This is a genomic window from Klebsiella sp. AqSCr, assembly GCF_008452795.1.
Classification (GTDB): domain Bacteria; phylum Pseudomonadota; class Gammaproteobacteria; order Enterobacterales; family Enterobacteriaceae; genus Klebsiella; species Klebsiella pneumoniae.
In genome coordinates this window covers 330,842-354,335 of record NZ_MJDM01000001.1, presented here as the reverse complement: position 1 = coordinate 354,335, position 23,494 = coordinate 330,842, and the positions used below count along the sequence as shown (strand labels likewise).

20 protein-coding genes are annotated in these 23,494 nt (G+C 56.1%); 1 reads left to right on the top strand and 19 read right to left on the bottom strand.

Translation table 11 applies throughout. The annotated features are described in order from the left end of the window. Positions 1-39 precede the first annotated feature (39 nt). From BHE81_RS01620 to rpsB, 19 genes are all read right to left on the bottom strand, one after another. Positions 40-429, bottom strand: coding sequence for a VOC family protein (locus BHE81_RS01620; RefSeq protein WP_002889387.1), 390 nt, complete (start codon positions 427-429; stop codon positions 40-42). Between the two features lie 46 nt (positions 430-475). After that, positions 476-2,629, bottom strand: coding sequence for a lysine decarboxylase LdcC (locus tag BHE81_RS01615; protein ID WP_002889384.1), 2,154 nt, complete (start codon positions 2,627-2,629; stop codon positions 476-478). 113 nt (positions 2,630-2,742) lie between these two features. Beyond that, positions 2,743-3,702 carry an acetyl-CoA carboxylase carboxyl transferase subunit alpha gene (gene accA / locus BHE81_RS01610; protein ID WP_004145855.1) on the bottom strand — a complete coding sequence of 320 codons (960 nt, stop codon included), beginning with the start codon at positions 3,700-3,702 and terminating at the stop codon, positions 2,743-2,745. 12 nt (positions 3,703-3,714) lie between these two features. Next, a complete protein-coding gene (gene dnaE / locus BHE81_RS01605) occupies positions 3,715-7,197 on the bottom strand; it encodes a DNA polymerase III subunit alpha (protein ID WP_004177353.1) in 3,483 nt (1,160 codons plus the stop codon). Positions 7,198-7,214: 17 nt separating this feature from the next. Next, entirely contained in the window at positions 7,215-7,814 is a 600-nt protein-coding gene (gene rnhB, locus BHE81_RS01600) for a ribonuclease HII (protein ID WP_021441229.1), read from the bottom strand. Then, positions 7,811-8,962 (bottom strand): lipid-A-disaccharide synthase, encoded by a 1,152-nt coding sequence (gene lpxB, locus BHE81_RS01595; protein ID WP_002889374.1) that lies wholly within the window; start codon positions 8,960-8,962, stop codon positions 7,811-7,813. Before lpxB ends, rnhB begins: the two co-directional genes overlap by 4 nt. Further along, on the bottom strand, positions 8,962-9,750 hold the full coding sequence (gene lpxA, locus BHE81_RS01590) for an acyl-ACP--UDP-N-acetylglucosamine O-acyltransferase (protein ID WP_004178647.1): 789 nt from the start codon (positions 9,748-9,750) through the stop codon (positions 8,962-8,964). Before lpxA ends, lpxB begins: the two co-directional genes overlap by 1 nt. Before the next feature lie 3 nt (positions 9,751-9,753). Next, the gene (gene fabZ, locus BHE81_RS01585) at positions 9,754-10,209 is read right to left on the bottom strand and encodes a 3-hydroxyacyl-ACP dehydratase FabZ (RefSeq protein WP_004145858.1); all 456 of its coding nucleotides are present in this window, start codon (positions 10,207-10,209) and stop codon (positions 9,754-9,756) included. A 105-nt stretch (positions 10,210-10,314) separates the two neighbouring features. Further along, on the bottom strand, positions 10,315-11,340 hold the full coding sequence (gene lpxD, locus BHE81_RS01580; RefSeq protein ID WP_004147159.1) for a UDP-3-O-(3-hydroxymyristoyl)glucosamine N-acyltransferase: 1,026 nt from the start codon (positions 11,338-11,340) through the stop codon (positions 10,315-10,317). A 3-nt stretch (positions 11,341-11,343) separates the two neighbouring features. After that, positions 11,344-11,829 (bottom strand): molecular chaperone Skp, encoded by a 486-nt coding sequence (gene skp / locus BHE81_RS01575; protein ID WP_004178645.1) that lies wholly within the window; start codon positions 11,827-11,829, stop codon positions 11,344-11,346. A 121-nt stretch (positions 11,830-11,950) separates the two neighbouring features. Then, on the bottom strand, positions 11,951-14,380 hold the full coding sequence (gene bamA / locus BHE81_RS01570; RefSeq protein WP_110246436.1) for an outer membrane protein assembly factor BamA: 2,430 nt from the start codon (positions 14,378-14,380) through the stop codon (positions 11,951-11,953). Between the two features lie 31 nt (positions 14,381-14,411). Further along, a complete protein-coding gene (rseP, locus tag BHE81_RS01565) occupies positions 14,412-15,764 on the bottom strand; it encodes a sigma E protease regulator RseP (protein WP_023302290.1) in 1,353 nt (450 codons plus the stop codon). 11 nt (positions 15,765-15,775) lie between these two features. Continuing rightward, the gene (gene cdsA, locus BHE81_RS01560; protein WP_002889318.1) at positions 15,776-16,633 is read right to left on the bottom strand and encodes a phosphatidate cytidylyltransferase; all 858 of its coding nucleotides are present in this window, start codon (positions 16,631-16,633) and stop codon (positions 15,776-15,778) included. 12 nt (positions 16,634-16,645) lie between these two features. After that, entirely contained in the window at positions 16,646-17,404 is a 759-nt protein-coding gene (gene ispU, locus BHE81_RS01555) for a (2E,6E)-farnesyl-diphosphate-specific ditrans,polycis-undecaprenyl-diphosphate synthase (protein ID WP_002889316.1), read from the bottom strand. A gap of 237 nt (positions 17,405-17,641) precedes the next feature. Next, a complete protein-coding gene (gene ispC / locus BHE81_RS01545; RefSeq protein ID WP_019705886.1) occupies positions 17,642-18,844 on the bottom strand; it encodes a 1-deoxy-D-xylulose-5-phosphate reductoisomerase in 1,203 nt (400 codons plus the stop codon). Positions 18,845-19,072: 228 nt separating this feature from the next. Continuing rightward, entirely contained in the window at positions 19,073-19,630 is a 558-nt protein-coding gene (frr, locus tag BHE81_RS01540; RefSeq protein WP_002889308.1) for a ribosome recycling factor, read from the bottom strand. 150 nt (positions 19,631-19,780) lie between these two features. Further along, a complete protein-coding gene (gene pyrH / locus BHE81_RS01535; RefSeq protein WP_002889306.1) occupies positions 19,781-20,506 on the bottom strand; it encodes a UMP kinase in 726 nt (241 codons plus the stop codon). A gap of 150 nt (positions 20,507-20,656) precedes the next feature. Further along, entirely contained in the window at positions 20,657-21,508 is an 852-nt protein-coding gene (gene tsf / locus BHE81_RS01530) for a translation elongation factor Ts (protein WP_004151930.1), read from the bottom strand. A 119-nt stretch (positions 21,509-21,627) separates the two neighbouring features. Beyond that, positions 21,628-22,353 carry a 30S ribosomal protein S2 gene (rpsB, locus tag BHE81_RS01525; protein WP_002889299.1) on the bottom strand — a complete coding sequence of 242 codons (726 nt, stop codon included), beginning with the start codon at positions 22,351-22,353 and terminating at the stop codon, positions 21,628-21,630. Between the two features lie 322 nt (positions 22,354-22,675). Here rpsB and map point away from each other — a divergent pair, with 322 nt between their 5' ends. Further along, positions 22,676-23,470, top strand: a complete 795-nt coding sequence (gene map, locus BHE81_RS01520) for a type I methionyl aminopeptidase (RefSeq protein WP_002889297.1) — start codon at positions 22,676-22,678, stop codon at positions 23,468-23,470. Positions 23,471-23,494: the final 24 nt, after the last annotated feature.

The following is a 23,494-nucleotide window of genomic DNA, read 5'->3' as shown; positions in this document are numbered from 1 at the left end:
GCCCGGCACGTTACCGGGCCAGGGCCGCGCTGGCAAGATTTACTGCTGATATATTTCCAGCGGCAGGTCGTCCGGATCGCTAAAGAAGGTAAAGCGTTTACCGGTAAAGGGATCGACACGAATCGCTTCGCACTCCACGCCATGCGCGGTGAGATGGGCTACCGCGGCGTCGATATCATCCACGCTAAAGGCCAGATGACGCAGCCCGCAGGCTTCCGGACGACTGGGGCGGGCTGGCGGAAACGGGAACGAGAACAACTCAATCACATACTCGCCGTTGAGCGCCAGATCGCCTTTCCAGGAATCGCGCTCGGCGCGATAAAACTCACTTTGCAGCGTAAACCCCAGAATATCGCAATAGAACGCTTTACTGCGGGCGTAGTCGGTCGCAATGATGGCAATATGGTGAACCCGTTTCAAACCCAGCATGGTTAAACTCCTTCTGTTAAGCCAGCCACGTTACTCGTGCGCGCCGTTAACGCGCAAGCCTTTCGTCATTTTTTAAGACTCGTACCCGATACACACCGTCCTCATCGCGCTTGGCGCCGTGAATATCGGTCTCAAAGCCCGGGTAATGACGGCCGATAGAGCAAAGCATCAGCAGAAAATCGAGCACCGCCCGGCTTTCCTCGGTGATCATCTCTCCCGGCATCAGCAGCGGAACCCCCGGCGGATAAGGGAGGATCATGTTGGCCGAAATCCGCCCCACCAGGTTCTCCAGTTCAATAGTTTCCACCTCCCCCTTGATCTGGCGCTGCCAGGCGTGATGCGGCGTCATTTTCATTTCCGGCAGGACGTCAAAGGCGCTGAGCATCAGCTGCGGCAGCTGATGCTGACGGATCAAGCGGTGGATCCCCTGCGCCAGATCCTGGATCCGCATGTTGCGGTAGAAGTCGGGATCTTCGGCGTACAGATCCGGCAGCATATTTTTCACCCGCAGATTGAGATCGTAGGCGCGTTTAAACTCGGTCAGGCCGCGCAGCAGCCCCATCGCCCGGGTTTTATCGATGCCGATACTGAACAGGAACAGCAGATTGTAGGGGCCTGTTTTCTCTACCACTACGCCCCGCTCGTCGAGAAACTTCGCCACCAGCGCCGCCGGGATCCCCTCTTCATCCATATTCCCCTGCTCGTCCATGCCCGGCGTCAGAATAGTGACCTTCACCGGATCGAGATACATATGATCCGCATCGGCATCTTTGAAACCGTGCCAGTCCTCGCCCGGCGCTACCGGCCAGCACTCGGCTTTATCCACGGCTTCCGGCTGCCAGATATCAAAGAACCAGCCGTCCGACTCCTCGCGCAGTCGCTGCACCTCTTTGCGGAAGTCCAGCGCCCGCTCAATGGAGCGCTGGATCAGACGTTTACCGGAGTTGCCGCGCAGCATCGCCGCCGCGGTCTCAATCGACGCGACGATGGGGTAGCTCGGCGACGTAGAGGTATGCATCATAAAGGCTTCGTTAAAGGTCTCTTCATCATAGTTGCCTTTAATGTGGATCAGCGAGGCCTGCGACAGCGCGGCCAGCATCTTATGCGTCGACTGCGTCTCGAAGATGACTTTCCCGGGGATCCGCTCCCCGCTCATACCGCTTTTCCCCTGATATATCGGATGGAAATGGGTATAGGGCACCCAGGCGGAATCGAAATGGATCGACGGGACATCGAGCGTCTCCTTAAGCCAGGTGGTGTTATAGAGCAGACCATCGTAGGTGGAGTTGGTGATCACCGCATGCACGGGCCACTGCGCCCCGCCCGTGTCGCGCACTTTCTGCTGAATGCTGTCGCGGGTAAATTCGCGCCGGGGGATACCGCCGAGGATCCCCAGCGCGTTGCGGGTCGGCTTCAGCCACAGGGGAACCACATCGCTCATCATCAGCAGGTGGGCCAGCGATTTGTGACAGTTACGGTCAATCAGCAGGGTGCTGCCGGCGGGCGCCGAGTACATGCCGACAATTTTATTGGACGTCGAGGTGCCGTTGGTCACCATATAGCTTTGCTCGGCGCCAAAGGCGCGCGCGATATACTCCTCCGCCTCCAGGTGCGGGCCGGTATGATCCAGCAGGGAGCCCAGCTCGGTGACCGAAATCGAGACATCCGCCTTCAGCGTATTCCCGCCAAAAAAATCATAGAACAGGCAGCCCACCGGGCTTTTCTGATAGGCGCTGCCGCCCATATGGCCCGGCGTACAGAAGGTATATTTTCCCTCCTGGACATAGTTGAACAGCGCGCGGGTAAACGGCGGAGTGATATTCTCCAGGTACTCGCGGGTGTACTGCCCAATGCGGGTGGCGATCTCTTCGGAGAGTCCCAGCGCATATTCGAAGAACCACAGCGTCATGCGCAAATCCTGACTGCTGACATCCATCGTCGAGTGGGCGTTAATAAAGGCGTACAGAGGAAGGTATTCATTGAGCTGATTGATATCGCTGCACAGATCGACGCTGTATTCATCCCAGTCGAAGATCACCCCGCAGATGCGCGGGTTGTGCTCGATAAACTGCAGCAGGTCGGCGCTGTTTTGCGGCCAGATGGTCTGGAAGCCCTGGCGCTGCAGCGCCGCTTCCAGTTCTTTGATCGGCTCGTCTTTGTGGTAGACGCCGTGAGGCCCCATGATGGCGATGATATTCACGCTTTCCTCCTGGTATTCACCTAAGTCAAGCATCATAGCAATCCCCCGGGCGCATCGCACATAAAAAAAGGGCCGGAAAATCCGGCCCTTAGTGTTTAGTCCTGACGAAAAAGTTAAGCGTAACCGTAGCTCATCAGACGCTGATAACGGCGGTTCAGCAGCTCTTCTTCGCTGAGCAGATCGAGGTCTGCCAGGTCTGCCAGCAGCTGCGCCTTCAGGCTTGCCGCCATCGCTTCCGGGTTGCGGTGAGCGCCGCCCAGCGGTTCCGGAACGATAGAATCGATCAGCTTCAGCTCTTTCAGACGCGGGGCGATAATGCCCATCGCTTCCGCAGCCAGCGGCGCTTTATCCGCGCTCTTCCACAGAATGGAGGCGCAGCCTTCCGGCGAAATGACCGAATAGGTGCTGTACTGGAGCATGTTGACCTTGTCGCCCACGCCGATCGCCAGCGCGCCGCCGGAGCCGCCTTCACCGATTACGGTGCAGATAACCGGCACGCTCAGACGCGACATCTCACGCAGGTTGCGGGCGATCGCTTCCGACTGGCCACGCTCTTCCGCGCCGACGCCCGGGTAGGCGCCCGGGGTGTCGATAAAGGTGATGATCGGCATTTTAAACCGCTCAGCCATCTCCATCAGGCGTAGCGCTTTGCGGTAGCCTTCCGGCGCCGGCATCCCAAAGTTGCGGCGAATTTTCTCTTTGGTTTCACGACCTTTCTGGTGGCCGATGATCATCACCGGACGACCGTCAAGACGCGCGATACCGCCGACAATCGCTTTATCGTCAGCGAAGGCGCGGTCACCGGCCAGTTCGTCAAATTCGTCGAACGCCAGGCGGACATAATCCAGGGTGTAAGGACGGCGCGGGTGGCGCGCCAGTTGCGCAACCTGCCATGCACCGAGATCGGCGAAGATTTTGCGCGTCAGCTCTACGCTTTTCTCACGCAGACGATGCACTTCTTCGTCGATGTTAATATCCAGTTTCTCATCCTGACGGCTTACCGCAGTCAGGGAATCGATTTTCGCTTCCAGCTCTGCAATCGGCTGTTCAAAATCTAGGAAATTCAGACTCATAGTATTCCTGTATTAGTCAAACTCCAGTTCCACCTGCTCCGAGCCGATAAGGCCCCGCAGATCGTTAAGTAAACGATCGCTCGGAGAGACGCGCCATGTTGCGCCGAAACGCAACCGCGCGCGTGCATCCGCCCTCTGATAGTAGAGGTGCACTGGAATGGTTCCCGAACGGTGGGGTTCCAGAGACTGACGGAGTCGGTTTAAAAGCTGGTCATCAATTTGCCTGTCCGTCAGCGAGATAGCAAGCCCGCGAGCATATTTTTCCCGGGCTTCGTCAATGTCCATGACTTCACGGGCGGTCATTTTAAGCCCCCCGCTAAAGTCATCAAAGCTGACCTGTCCGCTGACGATAAGTATGCGGTCTTTTTCCAGCAACTGCTGATATTTATCCAGCGCGTCGGTGAATAACATCACTTCCAGCCGCCCGGAACGGTCATCCAGAGTACAGATGCCGATACGATTGCCGCGCTTGGTGACCATTACCCGCGCCGCAATCACCAGCCCCGCCGCCGTGGTGACTTTCCCACGTTCGGTCGGATGCATGTCTTTGAGCCTCACGCCGCCGACGTAGCGCTCAATCTCCTTCAGATACTGGTTAATCGGGTGTCCGGTGAGGTATAGCCCCAGGGTCTCCCTTTCACCATCCAGCACCACCTGCTCAGGCCATGGCTGGCAGCTGGCGTAGGATTGCTCAATTTGCTCGGGCTCTTCCGCCAGCACGCCGAACATATCAGCCTGGCCGATGGCCTCGGCTTTCGCGTGCTGGTCGGCGGCTTTCAACGCATCGCCCAGCGAATTCATCAGCGCCGCGCGATGTGGGCCGAGACGATCGAACGCCCCGGACATAATCAGCTTTTCCAGCACCCGACGGTTGAGCTTTTTAATATCGGTTCGCGCGCAGAGGTCGAACAGCTCGCGGAAATAGCCGCCATTGTTGCGCGCCTCAATAATCGCTTCGATCGGTCCTTCGCCGACGCCCTTGATGGCGCCAATGCCGTAGACGATCTCGCCATCGTCGTTGACGTGGAAATGGTACAGGCCGGAGTTAATATCCGGGGGCAGGATTTTTAGCCCCATTCGCCAGCACTCATCCACCAGGCCAACCACCTTCTCGGTGTTGTCCATATCGGCGGTCATCACCGCCGCCATAAACTCGGCCGGGTAGTGCGCCTTAAGCCACAGCGTCTGGTAGGAGACCAACGCGTAGGCGGCGGAGTGCGATTTGTTAAATCCGTAACCGGCGAATTTCTCCACCAGGTCGAAGATTTTCATCGCCAGTTCGCCGTCAATGCCGTTTTTCTTCGCCCCATCCTCAAAGATAGAACGCTGCTTGGCCATCTCCTCCGGCTTTTTCTTACCCATCGCACGACGCAGCATGTCCGCGCCGCCGAGGGTATATCCGGACAGCACCTGGGCAATCTGCATGACCTGTTCCTGATACAGGATGATGCCGTAGGTTGGCTCCAGCACCGGTTTCAGGCTTTCATGCTGCCACTGCACGTCCGGATAAGAGATCTCCTCGCGGCCATGCTTACGGTCGATAAAGTTATCTACCATCCCCGACTGCAGCGGGCCCGGGCGGAACAGAGCCACCAGCGCGATCATATCTTCGAAGCAGTCCGGCTGCAGGCGTTTAATCAGATCTTTCATGCCGCGCGATTCAAGCTGGAAGACCGCGGTGGTTTCCGAGCGCTGCAGCATGTCGAAGCTTTTCTTGTCATCCAGCGGGATGGCGGCGATATCCAGCGGCCCTTCGCCGTTCTTCTCACGGCGCTTGTTGATCATCTCCAGCGCCCAGTTAATGATAGTGAGCGTACGCAGACCGAGGAAGTCGAATTTCACCAGCCCGGCGTATTCCACGTCGTTCTTATCAAACTGGGTAACCGGATGCAGCCCCTGCTCATCGCAATACAGTGGCGCGAAATCGGTGATTTTGGTTGGAGCGATAACTACCCCACCGGCATGTTTACCGGCGTTTCGCGTCACCCCTTCCAGCTTACGCGCCATGTCGATCAGCGCTTTCACTTCCTCGTCCGCCTCGTAGATCTCCGGCAGCTGCGGCTCGGCCTCAAAGGCTTTCGCCAGCGTCATGCCCGGATCGGGCGGCACCAGCTTGGAGATACGATCGACAAACCCGTACGGGTGACCCAGCACGCGACCGACATCGCGGATGACCGCTTTCGCCGCCATGGTACCGAAGGTGATGATCTGCGATACCGCGTCGCGGCCGTACATATCCGCCACGTGCTCAATAACCTGGTCGCGTTTCTCCATGCAGAAGTCGACGTCGAAGTCGGGCATCGAGACACGCTCCGGGTTAAGGAAACGTTCGAACAGCAGGTCGAATTCCAGCGGGTCAAGATCGGTGATCTTCAGCGCGTAGGCCACCAGCGAACCGGCGCCGGAACCACGTCCCGGGCCAACCGGCACGCCGTTATCCTTCGACCACTGGATAAACTCCATCACAATCAGGAAGTAGCCCGGGAACCCCATCTGGTTGATAACCTGGAGTTCAATATCCAGACGCTGGTCATACTCCGGGCGCTTTTCAGCACGGACGGCAGGATCCGGGAAGAGGAATTCCAGCCGCTCTTCCAGACCCTCTTTCGATTTCATGACCAGGAAATCTTCCGTGGTCATATCGCCGGTCGGGAACTGCGGCAGGAAATATTCGCCAAGTCGCACGGTGACGTTGCAGCGCTTGGCAATTTCAACGCTGTTCGCCAGCGCTTCCGGAATATCGGCGAACAGCTCGCACATCTCTTCCTCGCTGCGCATATATTGCTGCGGCGAGTAGTTGCGCGGCCGTTTCGGGTCGTCGAGCGTAAAGCCGTCGTGGATCGCGACGCGGATTTCATGGGCGTCGAAATCGCTGGTGTCGAGAAAGCGGACATCGTTGGTCGCCACCACCGGCAGGCCGCGCGCTTCCGCCAGCGCCACGGCGGCGTGGAGATAGGCCTCTTCATCCTGTCGACCGGTACGGATCAGCTCCAGAAAATAGCGGTCCGGGAAATGCTCTTCGTAGAAGGCGACGCACTGTTCAACCAGCGGCATATTGCCGCGGATCAGGCTGACGCCGACGTCACCTTTCCGGCCGCCGGAGAGCAGAATCAGCCCTTCCTGGTGTTCCACCAGCCAGTCGCGATCGATCCACGGCCCCAGGGCGCCGTAGCCGCGCTGATAGGCGCGGGAAATCAACAGGGTCAGGTTCTGATAGCCGGTATTGTTGGCCGCTAAAACCGTCAGCTCGGTGAATTCATCGCCAAGCAGATCGCACTGAACATGGAAGTCGGCGCCGACGATCGGCTTAATCCCCGCGCCGTGTCCCGTCCCGTAGAACTTCACCAGTCCGCAGAGGTTGGTGAAATCGGTGATCGCCAGCGCTGGCATGCCAAGCGAGGCCGCCTTCTTCACCAGCGGCCCGGTCTTTGCCAGCCCATCGATCATGGAATAGTCGCTGTGCACCCGCAGGTGTACGAAACGTGGTTCAGCCATCTTTAGATCCCGGTGACTTAGTTGGACGCCAGGCCCAGGGCACGCTTCACCGGGCCAAAACTGCGCCGGTGATGCTCTGTTGCGCCGTGTTCCTGCAGCTTCTGCAGGTGAACAGCGGTGGGATAGCCTTTATGCTGGGCAAATCCGTAGTGGGGAAATGCGAGGTCCAGCGTGGCCATTTCGGCGTCACGAGTGACTTTTGCCAGAATAGACGCTGCGCTGATTTCTGCCACCCGGCTGTCGCCTTTCACCACCGCCTGGGAGGGCATCGGTAGCGGCGGACAGCGGTTGCCATCGATCAGGACAAACTCAGGAACAATGCTCAGGCCGGCGACGGCGCGCTGCATCGCCAGCATAGTGGCATGCAGAATATTCAGCTCGTCGATTTCGTGCGGCTCGGCGCGCCCCAGGCTCCAGCACAGCGCTTTCTCTTTAATCTCATCGAACAGCGCCAGACGACGCTTCTCGCTGAGTTTTTTGGAATCATTCAGACCCACAATCGGCTTCGCCGGATCGAGGATCACCGCCGCGGTAACCACCGCGCCAACCAGGGGGCCACGCCCGACCTCATCGACGCCGGCAACCAGATGGGTATGCGGATAGACGAACTCCATCATTGTTTTGCTAACTCCAGTACGGCGTCCGCCGCCTGCTCATCGGCGTTGCAGCGGATCTGCTGATGCAGGGCGCGGAACGTCTCATGCATCTCATGGCTGGTTTTGCCATCGGCCAGCAGCGGCTGCAGAGCGGCTGCCAGCGCCTGGGGCTCGCACTCATCCTGCAGCAGCTCTTTAACCAGTTCGCGACCGGCCAGCAGGTTCGGTAACGAGACGTAGTCGGTTTTTACCAACCGCTTCGCCAGCCAGAAGGTGAACGGCTTCATCCGGTAGCCAACCACCATCGGGCATTTCGCCAGCATACACTCCAGCGCTGCCGTCCCGGAGGCCAGCAGCGCGGCGTCGCTGGCGATCATCGCATCGCGCGCCTGACCGTCCAGCATATGCACGATCATATCCGGCGCCGTCTCAGCTTTAATACGCTCAAACTGCTCCCGCCGTTTAGCATTAACCAGCGGCACCACCACCTGCAGATCGGGATAGGTGGCGCGCAGAAGCTGCGCGGTTTTCAGGAAGTCGGCGCTAAGCATTTCGACTTCCGCGCCGCGGCTGCCGGGTAGCAGAGCGAGGCAGCGCACGCTGTGCGGGATCCCTAACCGGTCGCGCGCAGCGCCTTTGTCAGGATCCAGCGGCATCGCATCCGCCATGGTATGGCCAATAAAGCGGCAGGGGACGTTAAATTTGTCATAAAACGCTTTTTCGAAAGGCAGAAAGGCCAGCACCAGATCGGTGGATCTGCCGATTTTGAAAACGCGTTTTTGTCGCCAGGCCCAGACCGACGGGCTGACGTAGTGAATGGTTTTGATGCCCTGCTTTTTCAGATTTCCTTCGAGGGTGATATTAAAGTCAGGGGCGTCGATGCCGACGAAGACATCGGGACGCAGCTCGCCGAAGCGGCGGGTCAAATCGGCGCGAATATGGAGTAAGCGACGCAGGCGACCGAGCACTTCAACAATGCCCATCACCGCCAGCTCTTCCATTTCATACCAGGCTTCGCACCCTTCCGCCTGCATTAGCGGCCCCGCCACGCCGACAAAGCGCGCATTCGGGATGCGTGCTTTAAGCGCGCGGATGAGACCAGCGCCTAGAATATCGCCGGAGGTTTCTCCGGCGACCAGGGCAATCGTCAGGGGACGCTGTTCAGCCATTAACGAATCAAGCCGCGGGTAGAACGAGCGAAGAAATCGACAAACGGCTGAACCTCAGGATGCTGAGCAGCCAGTTCGGCGATTTCCGGCTTGGCTTCTTCCAGCGTTTTGCCGCTGCGGTACAGCAGTTTATACGCGTTGCGGATCGCGGTGATTGCTTCCCGGCTGAAGCCGCGGCGTTTCAGCCCTTCGATGTTAACGCCGAACGGCGTCGCATGGTTGCCCTGGGCAATTACGAACGGCGGAACGTCCTGCGCCACGCCGGAGCAGCCGCCAACCATAACGTGTGAGCCAATGACGCAGAACTGATGCACCGCCGTCATGCCGCCGATAATGACATAATCATCCAGCGAAACATGGCCCGCGAGCGTCGCGTTATTGGCCAGAATGCAGCGATCGCCAAGCGTACAATCGTGCGCCACGTGGGCGTTGATCATCAGCAGGTTATCGTTGCCCACCTTTGTTAATCCACCGCCCTGTACTGTGCCGCGATGAATGGTGACGCTTTCGCGAATGCGGTTGCGATCGCCAATTTCCACCCGGGTCGGTTCGCCAGCATATTTCAGATCCTGGTTAACTTCGCCGATGGAAGCGAACTGATAGATCTCATTGTCACGGCCGATTTTGGTGTGGCCGTTAACGACAACGTGAGACTTCAGCACGGTGCCTTCGCCGATTTCGACGTTAGCGCCAACAATACAAAACGGACCAATGTGAACGTTAGCGCCAATCACGGCGCCTTCTTCTACAATGGCGGTAGGATGAACAAAAGCGGTTTTATCAATCACGTATCAGGCCTCCCGGCTACGCGCACACATCATCGTCGCTTCGCAAACCACTTTACCGTCAACCAGCGCAACGCCTTTGAAACGGGTCAGGCCGCGGCGGGTTTTCTCGAAAGTGACTTCCATAATCATCTGATCGCCTGGTACTACCGGGCGTTTGAAGCGTGCTTCATCGATACCCGCGAAGTAGTACAGCTCGCCTGGTTCCAGTTTTCCGACGCTTTTGAACGCCAGAATCCCGGTGGCTTGCGCCATTGCTTCCAGAATCAGGACGCCCGGCAAAATCGGCTTACCAGGGAAGTGCCCCTGGAAAAACGGCTCGTTTACAGAAACATTTTTTACTGCGCGCAGAAAACGACCTTCTTCAAAATCCAGCACGCGGTCTACCAGCAGGAACGGGTAACGGTGAGGCAGAAGTTCCAGAATCTCTTCAATGTGCAGAGTATGAGTGTCAGTAGTCAAAATACTCTTCCTGTCTAAATGTACTAAAAGGCAATAATAACACGGCCTGCGGCAATCTTTTAGCGAATGCAACAGGCCGAAAATGTCATGTGACCAAATGATGAATTAGTCTTGTTGATTAACCTTGCGCTCAATCGCTTTCAGGCGCTTGCTCATCTCGTCAATATTCATCACCAGCGCAGCGGTTTTACGCCACGCCTTGTTCGGCTGCAGCGGAATACCGGAGGAATATACGCCAGGTTCGCTGATAGGACGCATCACCATCCCCATCCCCGTGACGGTGACCTTATCGCAGATTTCCATATGGCCGTTAATCACGCTGGCGCCGCCAATCATGCAGTAGCGGCCAATTTTCAGGCTGCCCGCCATGATAACGCCGCCAGCGACCGCGGTATTGTCGCCAATCACCACGTTATGCGCAATCTGGCACTGGTTATCAATGATAACCCCGTTGCCAATCACGGTATCGTCCAGCGCACCACGGTCAATCGTGGTGCAGGCGCCAATCTCCACGCGATCGCCAATAATGACGCGACCCAGCTGCGGGATCTTTACCCAGTTACCGCGATCGTTAGCGTAGCCGAAGCCATCCGCGCCAATCACCGTGCTGGACTGAATCAGGCAATTCTCGCCGATCTCAATCTCATGGTAAACGGTCACATTAGCCCACAAACGCGAGCCGGCGCCTATTTTCGTATTTTTCCCAACGAAGCAGCCTGCGCCGATAACTACGTTATCGCCCAGCACTACGCCGGATTCGATAACCGCGTTGGCGCCGATGGCAACGTTGCTACCCAGCTTCGCCGACGGATCGATGACCGCGCTCGGCGCGATATCCTCAGCCGGCTGCGGCGTGGTATCAAGAATTTGAGCCATGCGCGCGTAGGTCAGGTAGGGGTTACGCACTACCAGCGCGGCGCTATGGGCAAAAGGTAAATCATCCTGCGTCATCACAACGGCAGAAGCCTGGCAAGCGGCCAGGTGCTCACGGTACTTAGGGTTGACCATGAAAGTGATTTGGCCCGTTTTCGCGCTCTGCATGGACGCAACGCCGGTGATGACGATATCGCCATCACCGTGTAATTCTGCATCCAACTGCTGCGCGAGATCAGCCAGTCGAATTGAAGGCATTACTTATTTAACCTGTTTCAGCACATCAGCGGTGATGTCTTTTACATCGCTGCTGTTATATGCAACGGCATTCGCGTCAACCACCAGATCGATGCTCTGATCTTTCGCTACGCTCTGTACGGCAGTCTGGATACGGGTAACCAGTTTGCCACGCTCTTCGTTGGAACGACGTGCGCGATCCTGTTCAAACGCCTGCGCTTTCTGGGAGAAGGTCTGGCGCTGAGCCATCACGTCTTTTTCCAGTTTGGTACGTTCGGCGCCCGGCTTCATGGACTGCAGACGCTGCATTTTGGATTGCAGGTCGCCTTCCATACGCTGCAGTTCGCTAGCGCGGCCTTTGAACTCGTTTTCCAGCGTGTTGGAAACGCCAGTTTTCTGGGCAACCTGTTGGAACAGGCTGTTCATGTTCACCAGGGCAATTTTATCTGCCGCCTGAGCGGAAGTTACCATTGCCAAACCCAGACCTGCAGCTAATAACCACTTTTTCACAATAAACTCCTTACCATCCCATGAGTACCCAGGGGTACCGTTATTTGCGTGGCGAGGCGATAAACGCGTTATCGCCTACAGTCAGCGCTATACTGCACTTGCATTCCGTTGCCGCCAACAATTACCAGGTTTTACCAATGTTAAACTGGAACTGTTCGGCTTTGTCTCCATCGTACTTTTTGAACGGTTGGGCGTAGGAGAAGACCAACGGCCCCAACGGCGACATCCACTGTACGGCAATACCCGCAGACATACGGATGTTGCTCGGATCGCTGTAATCCGGATAACCAGCGTACGCGCTCGAATCCCAGTGAGTATCCCATACGGTACCCATATCCCAGAAGACGGAAGTCCGGACCGAGTTCGCATATTTGTCACTAATAAACGGCGTCGGGGTAATCAGCTCAAGGCTGGCCACCGCCATCGCGTTACCGCCAACCGCATCATCGGATTTACACGTTGCGGATTCGGTGCTCTTACAGTCATTGGTATAACCGCTATCGCCATCATGACGGCTGCTCGACGGGAAGTACACCGCCTTCGGACCAATGGTGTTCGACTGGAAGCCACGCACGGTGCTGGAACCACCGGCATAGAAGTTCTCATAGAACGGCATCTCTTTGCCGCCGATACCATCGCCATAACCAAAGCGCGTACGACCCAGTACTACCCACTGATGATCGTTGTCGATCGGCACGTAGGTCGCGGTATCCAGCGTCGCTTTGTAGTACTCGTTGTCTGAGCCCGGAATGGTCACCTTACCGTTCAGGTTGACGCGCGAACCTTCCGTTGGGAAGAAGCCGCGGTCAAGCTTGTTATAGGTCCAACCGTAGTTGAAGGTGAAGTCATTCGCACTGAACGAGTTCCGGTCGTTGGTGTTGTCCGGATACTGGCCCATCGAGTTAAGGTAACGCCACATTGCCACCTGCGGCTGCATATTGGACAGGGAGTTATGCACATAACCGACGCCGGCGCGCAGCGTGTTGTATTCATTGACCGGGAAGCCCAGCGTAATGTCTGTACCATAGCTTTTGTTGGTATAGTCAGACAGATCCGCATCGTTCGCATCAAAGTCATTATAGAAGACACGACCGCCGAGGCTTACACCGTCTACGGTGAAGTACGGGTTGGTCACCGACAGCTCGGTATAGGTCTGGTAGTCGTTTTTGGTACCGTTGATCCCGACAGCATAGCCAGTACCTAACCAGTTATCCTGCTGAACGCCCGCCTGGAAGCTGACGCCGCTCTCGGTGCCGTAGCCGATACCGAAGTTGAAGCTACCGGTGTTACGCTCTTTCACCTTGTAGACAACGTCGACCTGGTCCGGGCTGCCCGGCACGCGCTGGGTATCAGTATCCACCGTTTCAAAGAAACCTAAACGGTTGAGACGGTCTTTACCCTGATCGACGAGGTCGCTCCCCAGCCATGCGCCTTCCATCTGGCGCATTTCGCGGCGCAGTACGGCATCTTTAGAGGTGTCGTTGCCTTCGAAGCGAATTTTACGCACGTAATAACGGTTGCCTGCGTCGACGTTAACGTGCAGCTTAACGGTTTTATCGCTGTCGTTGATCTCCGGCTGCGACTGCACGCGCGGATAGGCGTAACCATAACGACCCAACAGTTTCTTGATGTCGTTTTCCATCTTGGTCACTTTCGCGCCGTTGTACAGTTCGCCTGGCTCAACTTTAGTCAGCGCTTCGATTTCCGCGGAATGGCCAGCGAGGTTGCCCGTCACCTGCACTCCGGAAAACTTGTACTGATCGCCTTCGGTGATGTTGACGGTGATGTAGATCCCTTTCTTATCCGGCGTCAGGCTGACCTGGGTAGAATCGATGTTGAAACGGGCATAGCCGCGATCCAGGTAGTAGCTGCGCAGGGTTTCAAGGTCGCCCGCTAGCTTCTGCTTCTGGTATTTACGGTCGCCGACCACGTTCCACCACGGCACCTCATCGCGCAGCTGGAAGTGGGAGATCAGCTCATCGGTCGAAAACGCATGGTTGCCGACGATGTTGATCTGTTGAATTTTTGCGGAGACGCCTTCCTGGAAGACCAGCTTCAAATCGACACGGTTACGCGGCAGCGGCGTAACGACTGCTTTGACGCTGGCGCTGTATTTACCGACGCTGTAGTAGAAGTCTTCAAGACCCTTCTCGATATCCGCGATGGTCGTGCGGTCAAGCGACTCGCCCACCCGAACGCCTGAGGCCTCAAGGTTCTGCTTGAGCATGTCATCTTTCACCGACTTGTTGCCGGAGAAGGTGATGCTGGCGATCGTCGGACGCTCTTTCACCTGCACCAGCAGGGTATCACCATCGCGCAGGACGCGGACGTCCTCGAAGTTGCCAGTGGCAAACAGCGCGCGAATAGTGTTACTGATATCATCGTCGGTCACCGTATCGCCAGGACGCACTGGCATACTGAGGAGGGCCGCACCAACAGCGACACGCTGCAAGCCTTCGAAATGAATGTCCTTCACCACGAACCCTTCAGCACCGTATACAGTCGCGCTGCTAAACAGCAGCGACGCTATGAGCAACTTTTTCATCGCCATCGTTATTATGCGTTCTTCCTAACAAACTCTCTTATAACCGAGAGAAATCATTGAAAAGTGCAAGCCCCATTAACAGCACCAGCAGTATTGAGCCAATGCGATAACTAAAGTCTTGAACTCGCTCGGATACCGGCCCGCCCTTCAGCTTTTCAATCGCTAAAAACAGCAGATGTCCCCCATCCAGTACGGGTAGAGGGAACAGGTTGATGATTCCGAGGTTCACGCTAATCAGCGCCAGGAACATCAGATAATAAATCAACCCAAACTCCGCTGACATTCCAGCCCCCTGAGCGATAGAGATCGGCCCACTGAGGTTGTTCAGTTTGACATCACCGGTTATCAATTTACCCAGCATCCTGACCGTCAGCGACATCAGCTGCCAGGTTTTATCCGTGGCTTCAGCGATGGCGGCAAACGGTCCGTACTGACGTACTGTCTTGTATTCTTCAGGCAGCGGGATGACCTTTGGCACCACCCCTGCGAACCCTTCCGCCTTACCTTTCACCGTTTTCGCATCCGGCGTCAGGGTTAACGGCAGCGCACTCCCCTGCCGTTCAATCTCCAGCGCCAGCGCTTTGCCCGGATTATCGCGCACCAGATTAACAAACGTCATCCACTGCGTTAACGGTTGACCATCGACTTTAACGATCCGGTCGCCCGCTTGCAAACCCGCTTTCTGGGCTGCCGATCCCTCCTGAACCTCAGCCAGCACCGTATCAATCTGCGCGCTGCGCGGCTGGATCCCCAGAGAGGTCACGGGATCTTGCTTGTCTGGCTCAAACGACCAGTGCCGCAGATCGACGATTTTATCCTGGCGCTGATTGGTCCCGAAAGGGGCGACGGTAACTATTGTTTGCGGGTTGCCGATTTTGGCCACCAGCTGCAGACGCACCGCATCCCAATCAGGCGTTTCGATACCATCTATCGCTTTAAGTTCCGTTCCTTTTGCAATTTGTGCTTGCGCGGCAACCGAATTGGGCGTTATTTCACCCACCACCGGCCGCACGCCGGGAACGCCGATGATAAAGACCAGCCAGTAAGCAAAGATAGCGAAAATGAAGTTAGCGATGGGGCCGGCGGCAATAACCGCCGCACGCTGACCGACGGTTTTATTGTTGAAGGCGTAGTGACGCATCTCCGGCGCCACCGCTTCAACACGCTCATCCAGCATCTTGACGTAGCCGCCCAGTGGGATCAGGGCGATGACGAACTCTGTGCCCTGCTTATCCATCCGCCGCCACAGCGCTTTGCCGAAGCCGATAGAAAAACGCTCAACCCGGATACCGCAGCGGCGCGCCACCCAAAAATGGCCAAACTCATGCACCGTAATCAATACGCCAAGCGCAATGATAAAAGCCGCCAGATTCCAGAGCACGCTCAGCATATAACCTTCCGTCAAATCGTCCTGAAGACCAACAGTAGCAGACAGGCGAAGACCGGTACCGCCGCCGTCAGGCTGTCGATACGATCGAGAATACCACCATGTCCGGGAATCAAGTGCCCGCTATCCTTAATGCCGGCCTCGCGCTTAAACATACTTTCCGTCAGGTCGCCCAGCACCGAAGCCAGGGCCGCCACCACCGAACAGACCAGCAGCACCGTCGGCGTGACGTCAAGATGGGCCCACACGCCGTAGGCCCAGGAAATCACTGCCGCGGTCAGCAAACCGCCAAAAAAGCCCTGCCAGGTTTTACCCGGTGAGACCTTCGGCGCCAGCTTGTGCTTGCCAAACATTTTACCAAACATATAGGCGCCAGAGTCCGCGCCCCACACCAGGATCATGACGTACAGCAGCCACAGCGCGCCGCTATAGTGGTTATCGGCATAGTGCCAGGCGCGCAGCGCCAGCATGCCCCAGAAAAACGGGACGATGGTCAGAATGCCGAAGATGAGGCGCAGCACCTTAGAGTGGCGCCAGAATGCCGCCGACGCCGGGTATGAGAGCACCAGCAGTAACGCGACGATCCACCAGGCAAAAGAGGCCCATAGCGACCCTTCAACCATCGGTTGATGAACGTCATAGTGGTATTCAGGCAGCAGAAAAAGCATCGCCGCCAGCAGAAGGCCGCACAGCACCGCCAGCCAAACCCGCTGCGACGTCGAGGTAAAACCGCTCAGTTGTCCCCACTCCCAGGCGGCGAGCATACAGACCACCAGGGTGACGATAGCAAAGCCCATCGGCGGCAATAAAAACAATGCCGCAATGACGATGGGGATTAAGACGAAAGCAGATATCAGGCGATACTTCAGCAAAAGTGACCCCCATCAGGCATGACTGCCACCCGGCTCAGTGCCGCCGAAACGACGCTCTCGATTAACAAAGGCATGGAGTGCACCTTCAAAGTCCTGTTCAGCAAAATCGGGCCAAAGAACATCCGTAAAGTAAAGTTCGGCATAGGCAATTTGCCAAATCAGAAAGTTACTTATTCGGTGCTCTCCCCCGGTCCTAATAACTAAATCAACGGGAGCCAGTTCATGCATGCAGACCTGCTGACTCAGCATGTCTTCCGTGATCTGCTCAGGCAGCAGCGTCCCGTCCTGTACCTGTTTCGCCAGCAAACGAACGCCCTGGGTAATATCCCAGCGACCGCCGTAATTGGCTGCAATATTCAGCGTTAAGCCGGTATTGTTTGCGGTTAGCGCTTCCGCTTTGCGGATCCGCTCCTGCAGGCGCGCATTGAAGCGCGTGGTGTCGCCAATAATCCGCAGACGCACATTGTGTCGGTGCAGGCTTTTGACTTCGCTATCCAGCGCCCAGACGAACAGTTCCATCAGCGCACTGACTTCCTGAGCCGGACGGTTCCAGTTTTCGCTGCTGAACGCGTATAACGTTAACGCCTCAATCCCATTATTCGCCGCGAAGGAGACCGCGCGACGCACGGATTTCGCCCCGGCCTTATGCCCGAAAGCGCGAATTTTACCTTGCCGTTTCGCCCAACGGCCGTTGCCATCCATAATAATGGCGACATGACGGCAGCCATGGGTGGGCGATATTTCGCTGACAGTTTGATTAGCAGACAACATCACGCGTTTTAAGTCCATAATAAGGATTAACTAGCCACCAAACAGAGGCCACCGGGCCGCGCTGGATACGCATTTTTATCCGGTGCCGGGGCTGCAGCCAATCGCAGAGAACAACCAAAAGCTTTACGCAAAAAAGCCGTGTTTTGTCACGGCCACCGTAATCTTTAACAACAAAATGCAACGATCGGGTGGCGCAGACTATATCACCGAAGCCTTGCGCCCACAAATATCACCGCGTTACGCCTGCGCAACCAACCGCTGCAGCTGCTGGTGAGCGATTGCGCGCGCCTCGGCGTCGATAACCAGAACATCATCAATGCTTTGCGGCTCCTGCAGGTCCATCTTATCCAGCACCGCCAGGTTAACCGCCGCAATATCGGTAAAGCGGATATCGCCATGCAGAAACGCGGCAACCGACTCTTCATTAGCCGCATTCAGCGTCGTGGTCGCGGCCTGGCCGACGTCAAACGCGTCCATCGCCAGCTTCAGGCACGGATATCGCGTATAGTCCGGCGCGGAGAAGCTCAGATTGCTCAACTGACAGAAGTCCAGCGGTTTAACGCCGGAATTCAGTCGCTGCGGCCAGCCCATGGTATGGGCGATCGGCGTGCGCATATCCGGCTCCCCAAGCTGGGCCAGCACGCTGCCATCCTGATAGCGAACCATCGAGTGGATCACCGACTGCGGATGGATCAGCACTTCCATCTGCTGGGCCGAGGCGTTAAACAGCCAGCGCGCTTCAATATATTCCAGGCCTTTGTTCATCATCGTGGCCGAATCGACGGAGATCTTGCGCCCCATCGACCAGTTGGGATGACGGCAGGCCTGATCCGGGGTCATCGCCGCCAGTTCAGCCACGGCCGTCTCGCGGAAAGGCCCACCGGAGCCGGTCAGCAGGATAGACGAGACGCCGTTCCGGGCAAGATCAGCGTATCCCAGATGCTGCTGAATTGTCTCCGGCATACTCTGAAAAATAGCGTTATGCTCGCTATCGACCGGTAGCAATCGCGCCCCCGACTGTTGCACCGCCTCCATGAATAAGCGACCGCAGGTCACCAGCGATTCTTTATTCGCTAACAATACCGTTTTCCCGGCGCGGATCGCCGCCAGCGTCGGCACCAGTCCCGCCGCGCCGACGATTGCCGCCATGACCTGATCGACCTCATCCAGCGCCGCGACCTCGGCCGCCGCCTGCTGGCCGCTTAGCACCTCGGTGCGACAGCCATGCTCATGCAGACGGGTGCGCAACCACTCAGCGCTTTGCGCATCGTCCATCACCGCGTAACGGGGGGTAAATTCCAGGCATTGTTCAACCATACGGTCAACGTTTTTCCCCGCGACCAGCGCGGCGACGGAAAAGCGACCAGGGTTATGGCGCACCACGTCCAGCGTGCTACAGCCAATGGAGCCGGTCGAACCGAGAACGGTTAATTGCTTCATGAGACGTCCAGAAGAGTGGAAACAGAATAAAAAGCAAAACGCCGCCAGCAAGCCCCTACGCAGCAACTATCGGGGATAAGGCGGCGGCATTAGGCCTTCAACTAAGCGCTAAAGGCTACAAGGCCAGCGGTCGCAACGCAATCCCGAGAATTGAGCGTACAGTCTTCTGTACGGCGTTTCAGATTTTACTCAGGCCAGAGCCTGTCTGGCCCGAGTAAGGGCAGAGCATTAGAACTGCATCAGTTCCGCTTCTTTGTCTGCCAGCGCCGCGTCAACTTTTTTGATGGCGGCGTCAGTCATTTTCTGCACGTCGTCCTGAGAACGGCGATCGTCATCTTCGCTGATCTCTTTTTCTTTCAGCAGCGCTTTGACTTTATCGTTGGCGTCACGGCGAACGTTACGCACGGCAACGCGCGCCTGCTCGGCTTCACCACGCACGATCTTGGTCAGATCTTTACGACGCTCTTCGGTCAGCGGCGGCAGCGGGACACGAATATCGCTGCCGGCAGAGCTTGGGTTCAGACCGAGGTCTGACGCCATGATCGCTTTTTCAACGGCCGCGGACATAGAACGGTCAAAGACGTTGATTTTCAGGGTACGGGAGTCTTCGACGGTGACGCTGGCCAGCTGGCGCAGCGGGGTCGGAGTACCGTAGTATTCAACAACAATCCCGTCCAGCAGGCTCGGAGAAGCACGACCCGTGCGAATTTTGCTGATTTGGTTTTTGAATGCTTCGACGCATTTTTCCATGCGGATTTCAGCATCTTTTCTGATATCGCTAATCACGTTACGAATCCTTGAAAGCTTGTCTCAGTCAGACCAGACGGGGCACCCGTCGGAAAATGAGCTAAGTATAGTCAGATTTAATGAAAATCACCGGGCAATATCCCCGCGAAAGTAAAGCGGAATATTACCCGGATTTGGCGCTGACGGGAATTATTCCGTGATCAATGTGCCTTCTTTTTCGCCCATCACCACGCGACGCAGGGCGCCAGGTTTGTTCATGTTGAAGACGCGAATCGGTAATTTATGGTCACGCGCCAGGGTGAAGGCCGCCAGATCCATGACTTTCAGCTCTTTTTCCAGAACTTCGCTGTAGGTCAGCTGATCGTACATGGTGGCAGAAGGATCTTTTGCCGGGTCAGCGGTGAATACGCCGTCAACCTTGGTGGCTTTCAGCACCACATCGGCTTCAATTTCGATACCGCGCAGGCAGGCTGCGGAATCGGTGGTAAAGAACGGGTTGCCGGTACCAGCGGAGAGGATCACTACGCGGTTGTTGCGCAGCAGGCTGATTGCCTCTGCCCAGCTGTAGTTGTCGCATACGCCGTTCAGCGGGATGGCGGACATCAGACGAGCGTTCACATAGGCGCGGTGGAGCGCATCACGCATTGCCAGGCCGTTCATGACCGTTGCCAGCATGCCCATGTGGTCGCCCACAACGCGGTTCATACCCGCTTTCGCCAGACCAGCACCACGGAACAGGTTACCGCCACCAATTACTACGCCAACCTGAATACCCAGCTCAACCAGCTCTTTGATCTCCTGAGCCATGCGGTCAAGTATGCTTGCATCAATACCGAAGCCTTCTGAGCCCTGCAGCGCTTCGCCACTTAATTTCAGCAGAATACGTTTGTAGACGGGTTTTGCATTGGTAGCCATGTTTCTTTCCTGAGACTGTCAACGAATGAGATGTGTTAATTCCGGCGACATTGTATGTCGCATTTCAGCGCGGCCACTATAAGCAGTTGGCTGAATTTACAAAATGGGCGCAAAAAGAAGCCGCCCTCAGGCGGCTCCTTTTTTTAAAAATTAAGACTGCTTGGACATCGCAGCAACTTCTGCTGCAAAGTCAGTCTCAACTTTCTCAATGCCTTCGCCCACTTCAAAGCGGATGAAGCCAGTCACGTCAGCGTTGTGCTCTTTCAGCAGCTGGCCAACAGATTTGCTCGGCTCCATAACGAAAGGCTGACCAGTCAGAGAAACTTCGCCGGTGAATTTCTTCATGCGGCCTTCAACCATTTTCTCTGCGATTTCTTTCGGCTTACCGGACTGCATCGCGATGTCCAGCTGAACCTGGTACTCTTTCTCTACCACTTCAGCAGACACGTCTTCCGGCTTAACGAATTCCGGCTTGCTTGCAGCAACGTGCATTGCCAGCTGCTTAACCAGCTCTTCGTCAGCGCCTTTAGCGGCAACCAGAACGCCGATACGCGCACCGTGCTGGTAGCTGCCCAGAACGTCGCCTTCCAGAACAGCGATACGACGGATGTTGATGTTCTCGCCGATTTTAGCAACCAGCGCAACACGTTCTTCTTCGAACTGCGCTTTCAGAACTTCAACGTCGGAGATTTTACCTGCAACAGCGGCGTCCAGTACTTTGTCGGCAAATGCCTGGAAACCACCATCTTTAGCAACGAAGTCAGTCTGGCAGTTAACTTCCAGAATGTAACCGTAGTTGCCTTCGATTTTGGTTTTGATCACGCCGTCAGCAGCCACGTTGCCTGCTTTCTTCGCCGCTTTGATCGCGCCGGATTTACGCATGTTTTCGATTGCCAGCTCGATGTCGCCATTCGCTTCAGTCAGCGCTTTTTTGCAATCCATCATGCCTGCGCCAGTACGTTCGCGCAGCTCTTTTACCAGGGAAGCGGTAATTTCAGCCATTCTAAAATCCTCGGGAGATGTGGATACTGCCCGGCCAACGGCCAAACAGCGTAAATTGAAAAAAGGGGCCGATAATGGGCCCCTATTCATACACGGTACTAATAAGGGCTTAAACCTTATTATTCAGCTTCTACGAAGCTTTCTTCCGCCTGAGAAGCCAGGTCCTGAGAGCGACCTTCACGAACGGTAGCAGCAACAGCGCCCAGGTACAGGCTTACTGCGCGGATTGCATCGTCGTTACCCGGGATAACGAAGTCTACGCCGTCCGGATCAGAGTTGGTATCAACGATAGCAAATACCGGGATGCCCAGGTTGTTTGCTTCTTTGATAGCGATGTGCTCGTGGTCAGCGTCGATAACGAACAGTGCGTCCGGCAGGCCGCCCATATCTTTGATACCGCCCAGGCTGTTTTCCAGCTTGTCCAGCTCACGAGTGCGCATCAGCGCTTCTTTCTTGGTCAGCTTGTCGAAAGTACCGTCCTGGGACTGAGTTTCCAGGTCTTTCAGACGTTTGATGGACTGACGAACGGTTTTCCAGTTAGTCAGCATACCGCCCAGCCAGCGATGGTTCACGAAGAACTGATCGCAGCTCAGAGCAGCGTCTTTTACCGCTTCGCTTGCAGCGCGCTTAGTACCAACGAAAAGGATTTTACCTTTACGAGCAGCGATCTTGTTCAGTTCAGCCAGAGCTTCGTTGAACATCGGTACGGTTTTCTCAAGGTTGATGATGTGAACTTTGTTACGCGCGCCGAAGATGAAAGGCTTCATTTTCGGGTTCCAGTAACGGGTCTGGTGACCGAAGTGAACACCAGCCTTGAGCATGTCGCGCATGGAAACAGTTGCCATGTTTAAAACCTCTATAGATTAAATTGGGGTTATGCCTCCACGTATCCCATATTACCGACCCCGAAGGGCACCCCGGAATATGTGCCGATACGTGTGTGTTATTACACAAAGTGAGCTATGTCGCTTACGTCCATCCTTGTGTATCTGAGATGGAACGGAAGTCCGGCGCGCTTTATACCACAAAATCCATCCAGACACCAACTCTTGTTGACGTCGCGTGCTGTTAATGATTCTCAGTTTGGCACCAGCCTGCCCGGACTGTTACCATTGACAGGACTTACTCTATTATTGTCGAAAATATCGACACTGCTGGACATACTCCATGGCTATCTCTATTAAGACATCTGAAGACATCGAAAAAATGCGCGTTGCCGGCCGCCTGGCCGCCGAAGTGCTGGAAATGATCGAACCCTACGTCAAACCGGGCGTCAGCACCGGCGAACTGGACCGCATCTGTAACGACTATATCGTTAACGAGCAGAAGGCCATTTCCGCCTGCCTCGGCTATCACGGCTATCCGAAATCCGTCTGCATTTCGGTCAATGAAGTGGTCTGTCACGGTATCCCTGATGACGGCAAGCTGCTGAAAGATGGCGATATCGTGAATATCGACGTGACCGTCATTAAAGATGATTTCCATGGCGATACCTCCAAAATGTTTATCGTTGGCAAACCGACGATTCTCGGCGAGCGCCTGTGCCGCATCACTCAGGAAAGCCTGTACCTGGCGCTGAGAATGGTGAAGCCAGGCATCAACCTGCGCACCATCGGCGCGGCGATCCAGAAATTTGTGGAAGCCGAAGGTTTCTCCGTGGTTCGCGAGTACTGTGGCCACGGCATCGGCCGCGGCTTCCATGAAGAACCTCAGGTGCTGCACTACGATTCGCCGGAGACCAACGTCGTACTCAAACCAGGCATGACCTTCACCATCGAGCCGATGGTCAACGCCGGTAAAAAAGAGATCCGCAGCATGAAAGACGGCTGGACGGTGAAAACCAAAGACCGGAGCTTGTCTGCGCAGTACGAGCATACTATTGTGGTGACAGACAACGGCTGCGAAATTCTGACGCTACGCAAGGATGACACCATCCCGGCGATAATCTCGCACGATGAATGATGAAAAGCCGGCGCCCGCCGGCTT

What these genes read in the sequence shown, in the direction of transcription:
- BHE81_RS01620 (WP_002889387.1), bottom strand. Translation starts at nt 429, where the DNA reads ATGCTGGGTTTGAAACGGGTTCACCATATTGCCATCATTGCGACCGAC.
- accA (WP_004145855.1), bottom strand. Translation starts at nt 3,702, where the DNA reads ATGAGTCTGAATTTCCTAGATTTTGAACAGCCGATTGCAGAGCTGGAA.
- dnaE (WP_004177353.1), bottom strand. Translation starts at nt 7,197, where the DNA reads ATGGCTGAACCACGTTTCGTACACCTGCGGGTGCACAGCGACTATTCC.
- rnhB (WP_021441229.1), bottom strand. Translation starts at nt 7,814, where the DNA reads ATGATGGAGTTCGTCTATCCGCATACCCATCTGGTTGCCGGCGTCGAT.
- lpxB (WP_002889374.1), bottom strand. Translation starts at nt 8,962, where the DNA reads ATGGCTGAACAGCGTCCCCTGACGATTGCCCTGGTCGCCGGAGAAACC.
- lpxD (WP_004147159.1), bottom strand. Translation starts at nt 11,340, where the DNA reads ATGCCTTCAATTCGACTGGCTGATCTCGCGCAGCAGTTGGATGCAGAA.
- bamA (WP_110246436.1), bottom strand. Translation starts at nt 14,380, where the DNA reads ATGGCGATGAAAAAGTTGCTCATAGCGTCGCTGCTGTTTAGCAGCGCG.
- rseP (WP_023302290.1), bottom strand. Translation starts at nt 15,764, where the DNA reads ATGCTGAGCGTGCTCTGGAATCTGGCGGCTTTTATCATTGCGCTTGGC.
- ispU (WP_002889316.1), bottom strand. Translation starts at nt 17,404, where the DNA reads ATGTTGTCTGCTAATCAAACTGTCAGCGAAATATCGCCCACCCATGGC.
- ispC (WP_019705886.1), bottom strand. Translation starts at nt 18,844, where the DNA reads ATGAAGCAATTAACCGTTCTCGGTTCGACCGGCTCCATTGGCTGTAGC.
- pyrH (WP_002889306.1), bottom strand. Translation starts at nt 20,506, where the DNA reads ATGGCTACCAATGCAAAACCCGTCTACAAACGTATTCTGCTGAAATTA.
- tsf (WP_004151930.1), bottom strand. Translation starts at nt 21,508, where the DNA reads ATGGCTGAAATTACCGCTTCCCTGGTAAAAGAGCTGCGCGAACGTACT.
- rpsB (WP_002889299.1), bottom strand. Translation starts at nt 22,353, where the DNA reads ATGGCAACTGTTTCCATGCGCGACATGCTCAAGGCTGGTGTTCACTTC.
- map (WP_002889297.1), top strand. Translation starts at nt 22,676, where the DNA reads ATGGCTATCTCTATTAAGACATCTGAAGACATCGAAAAAATGCGCGTT.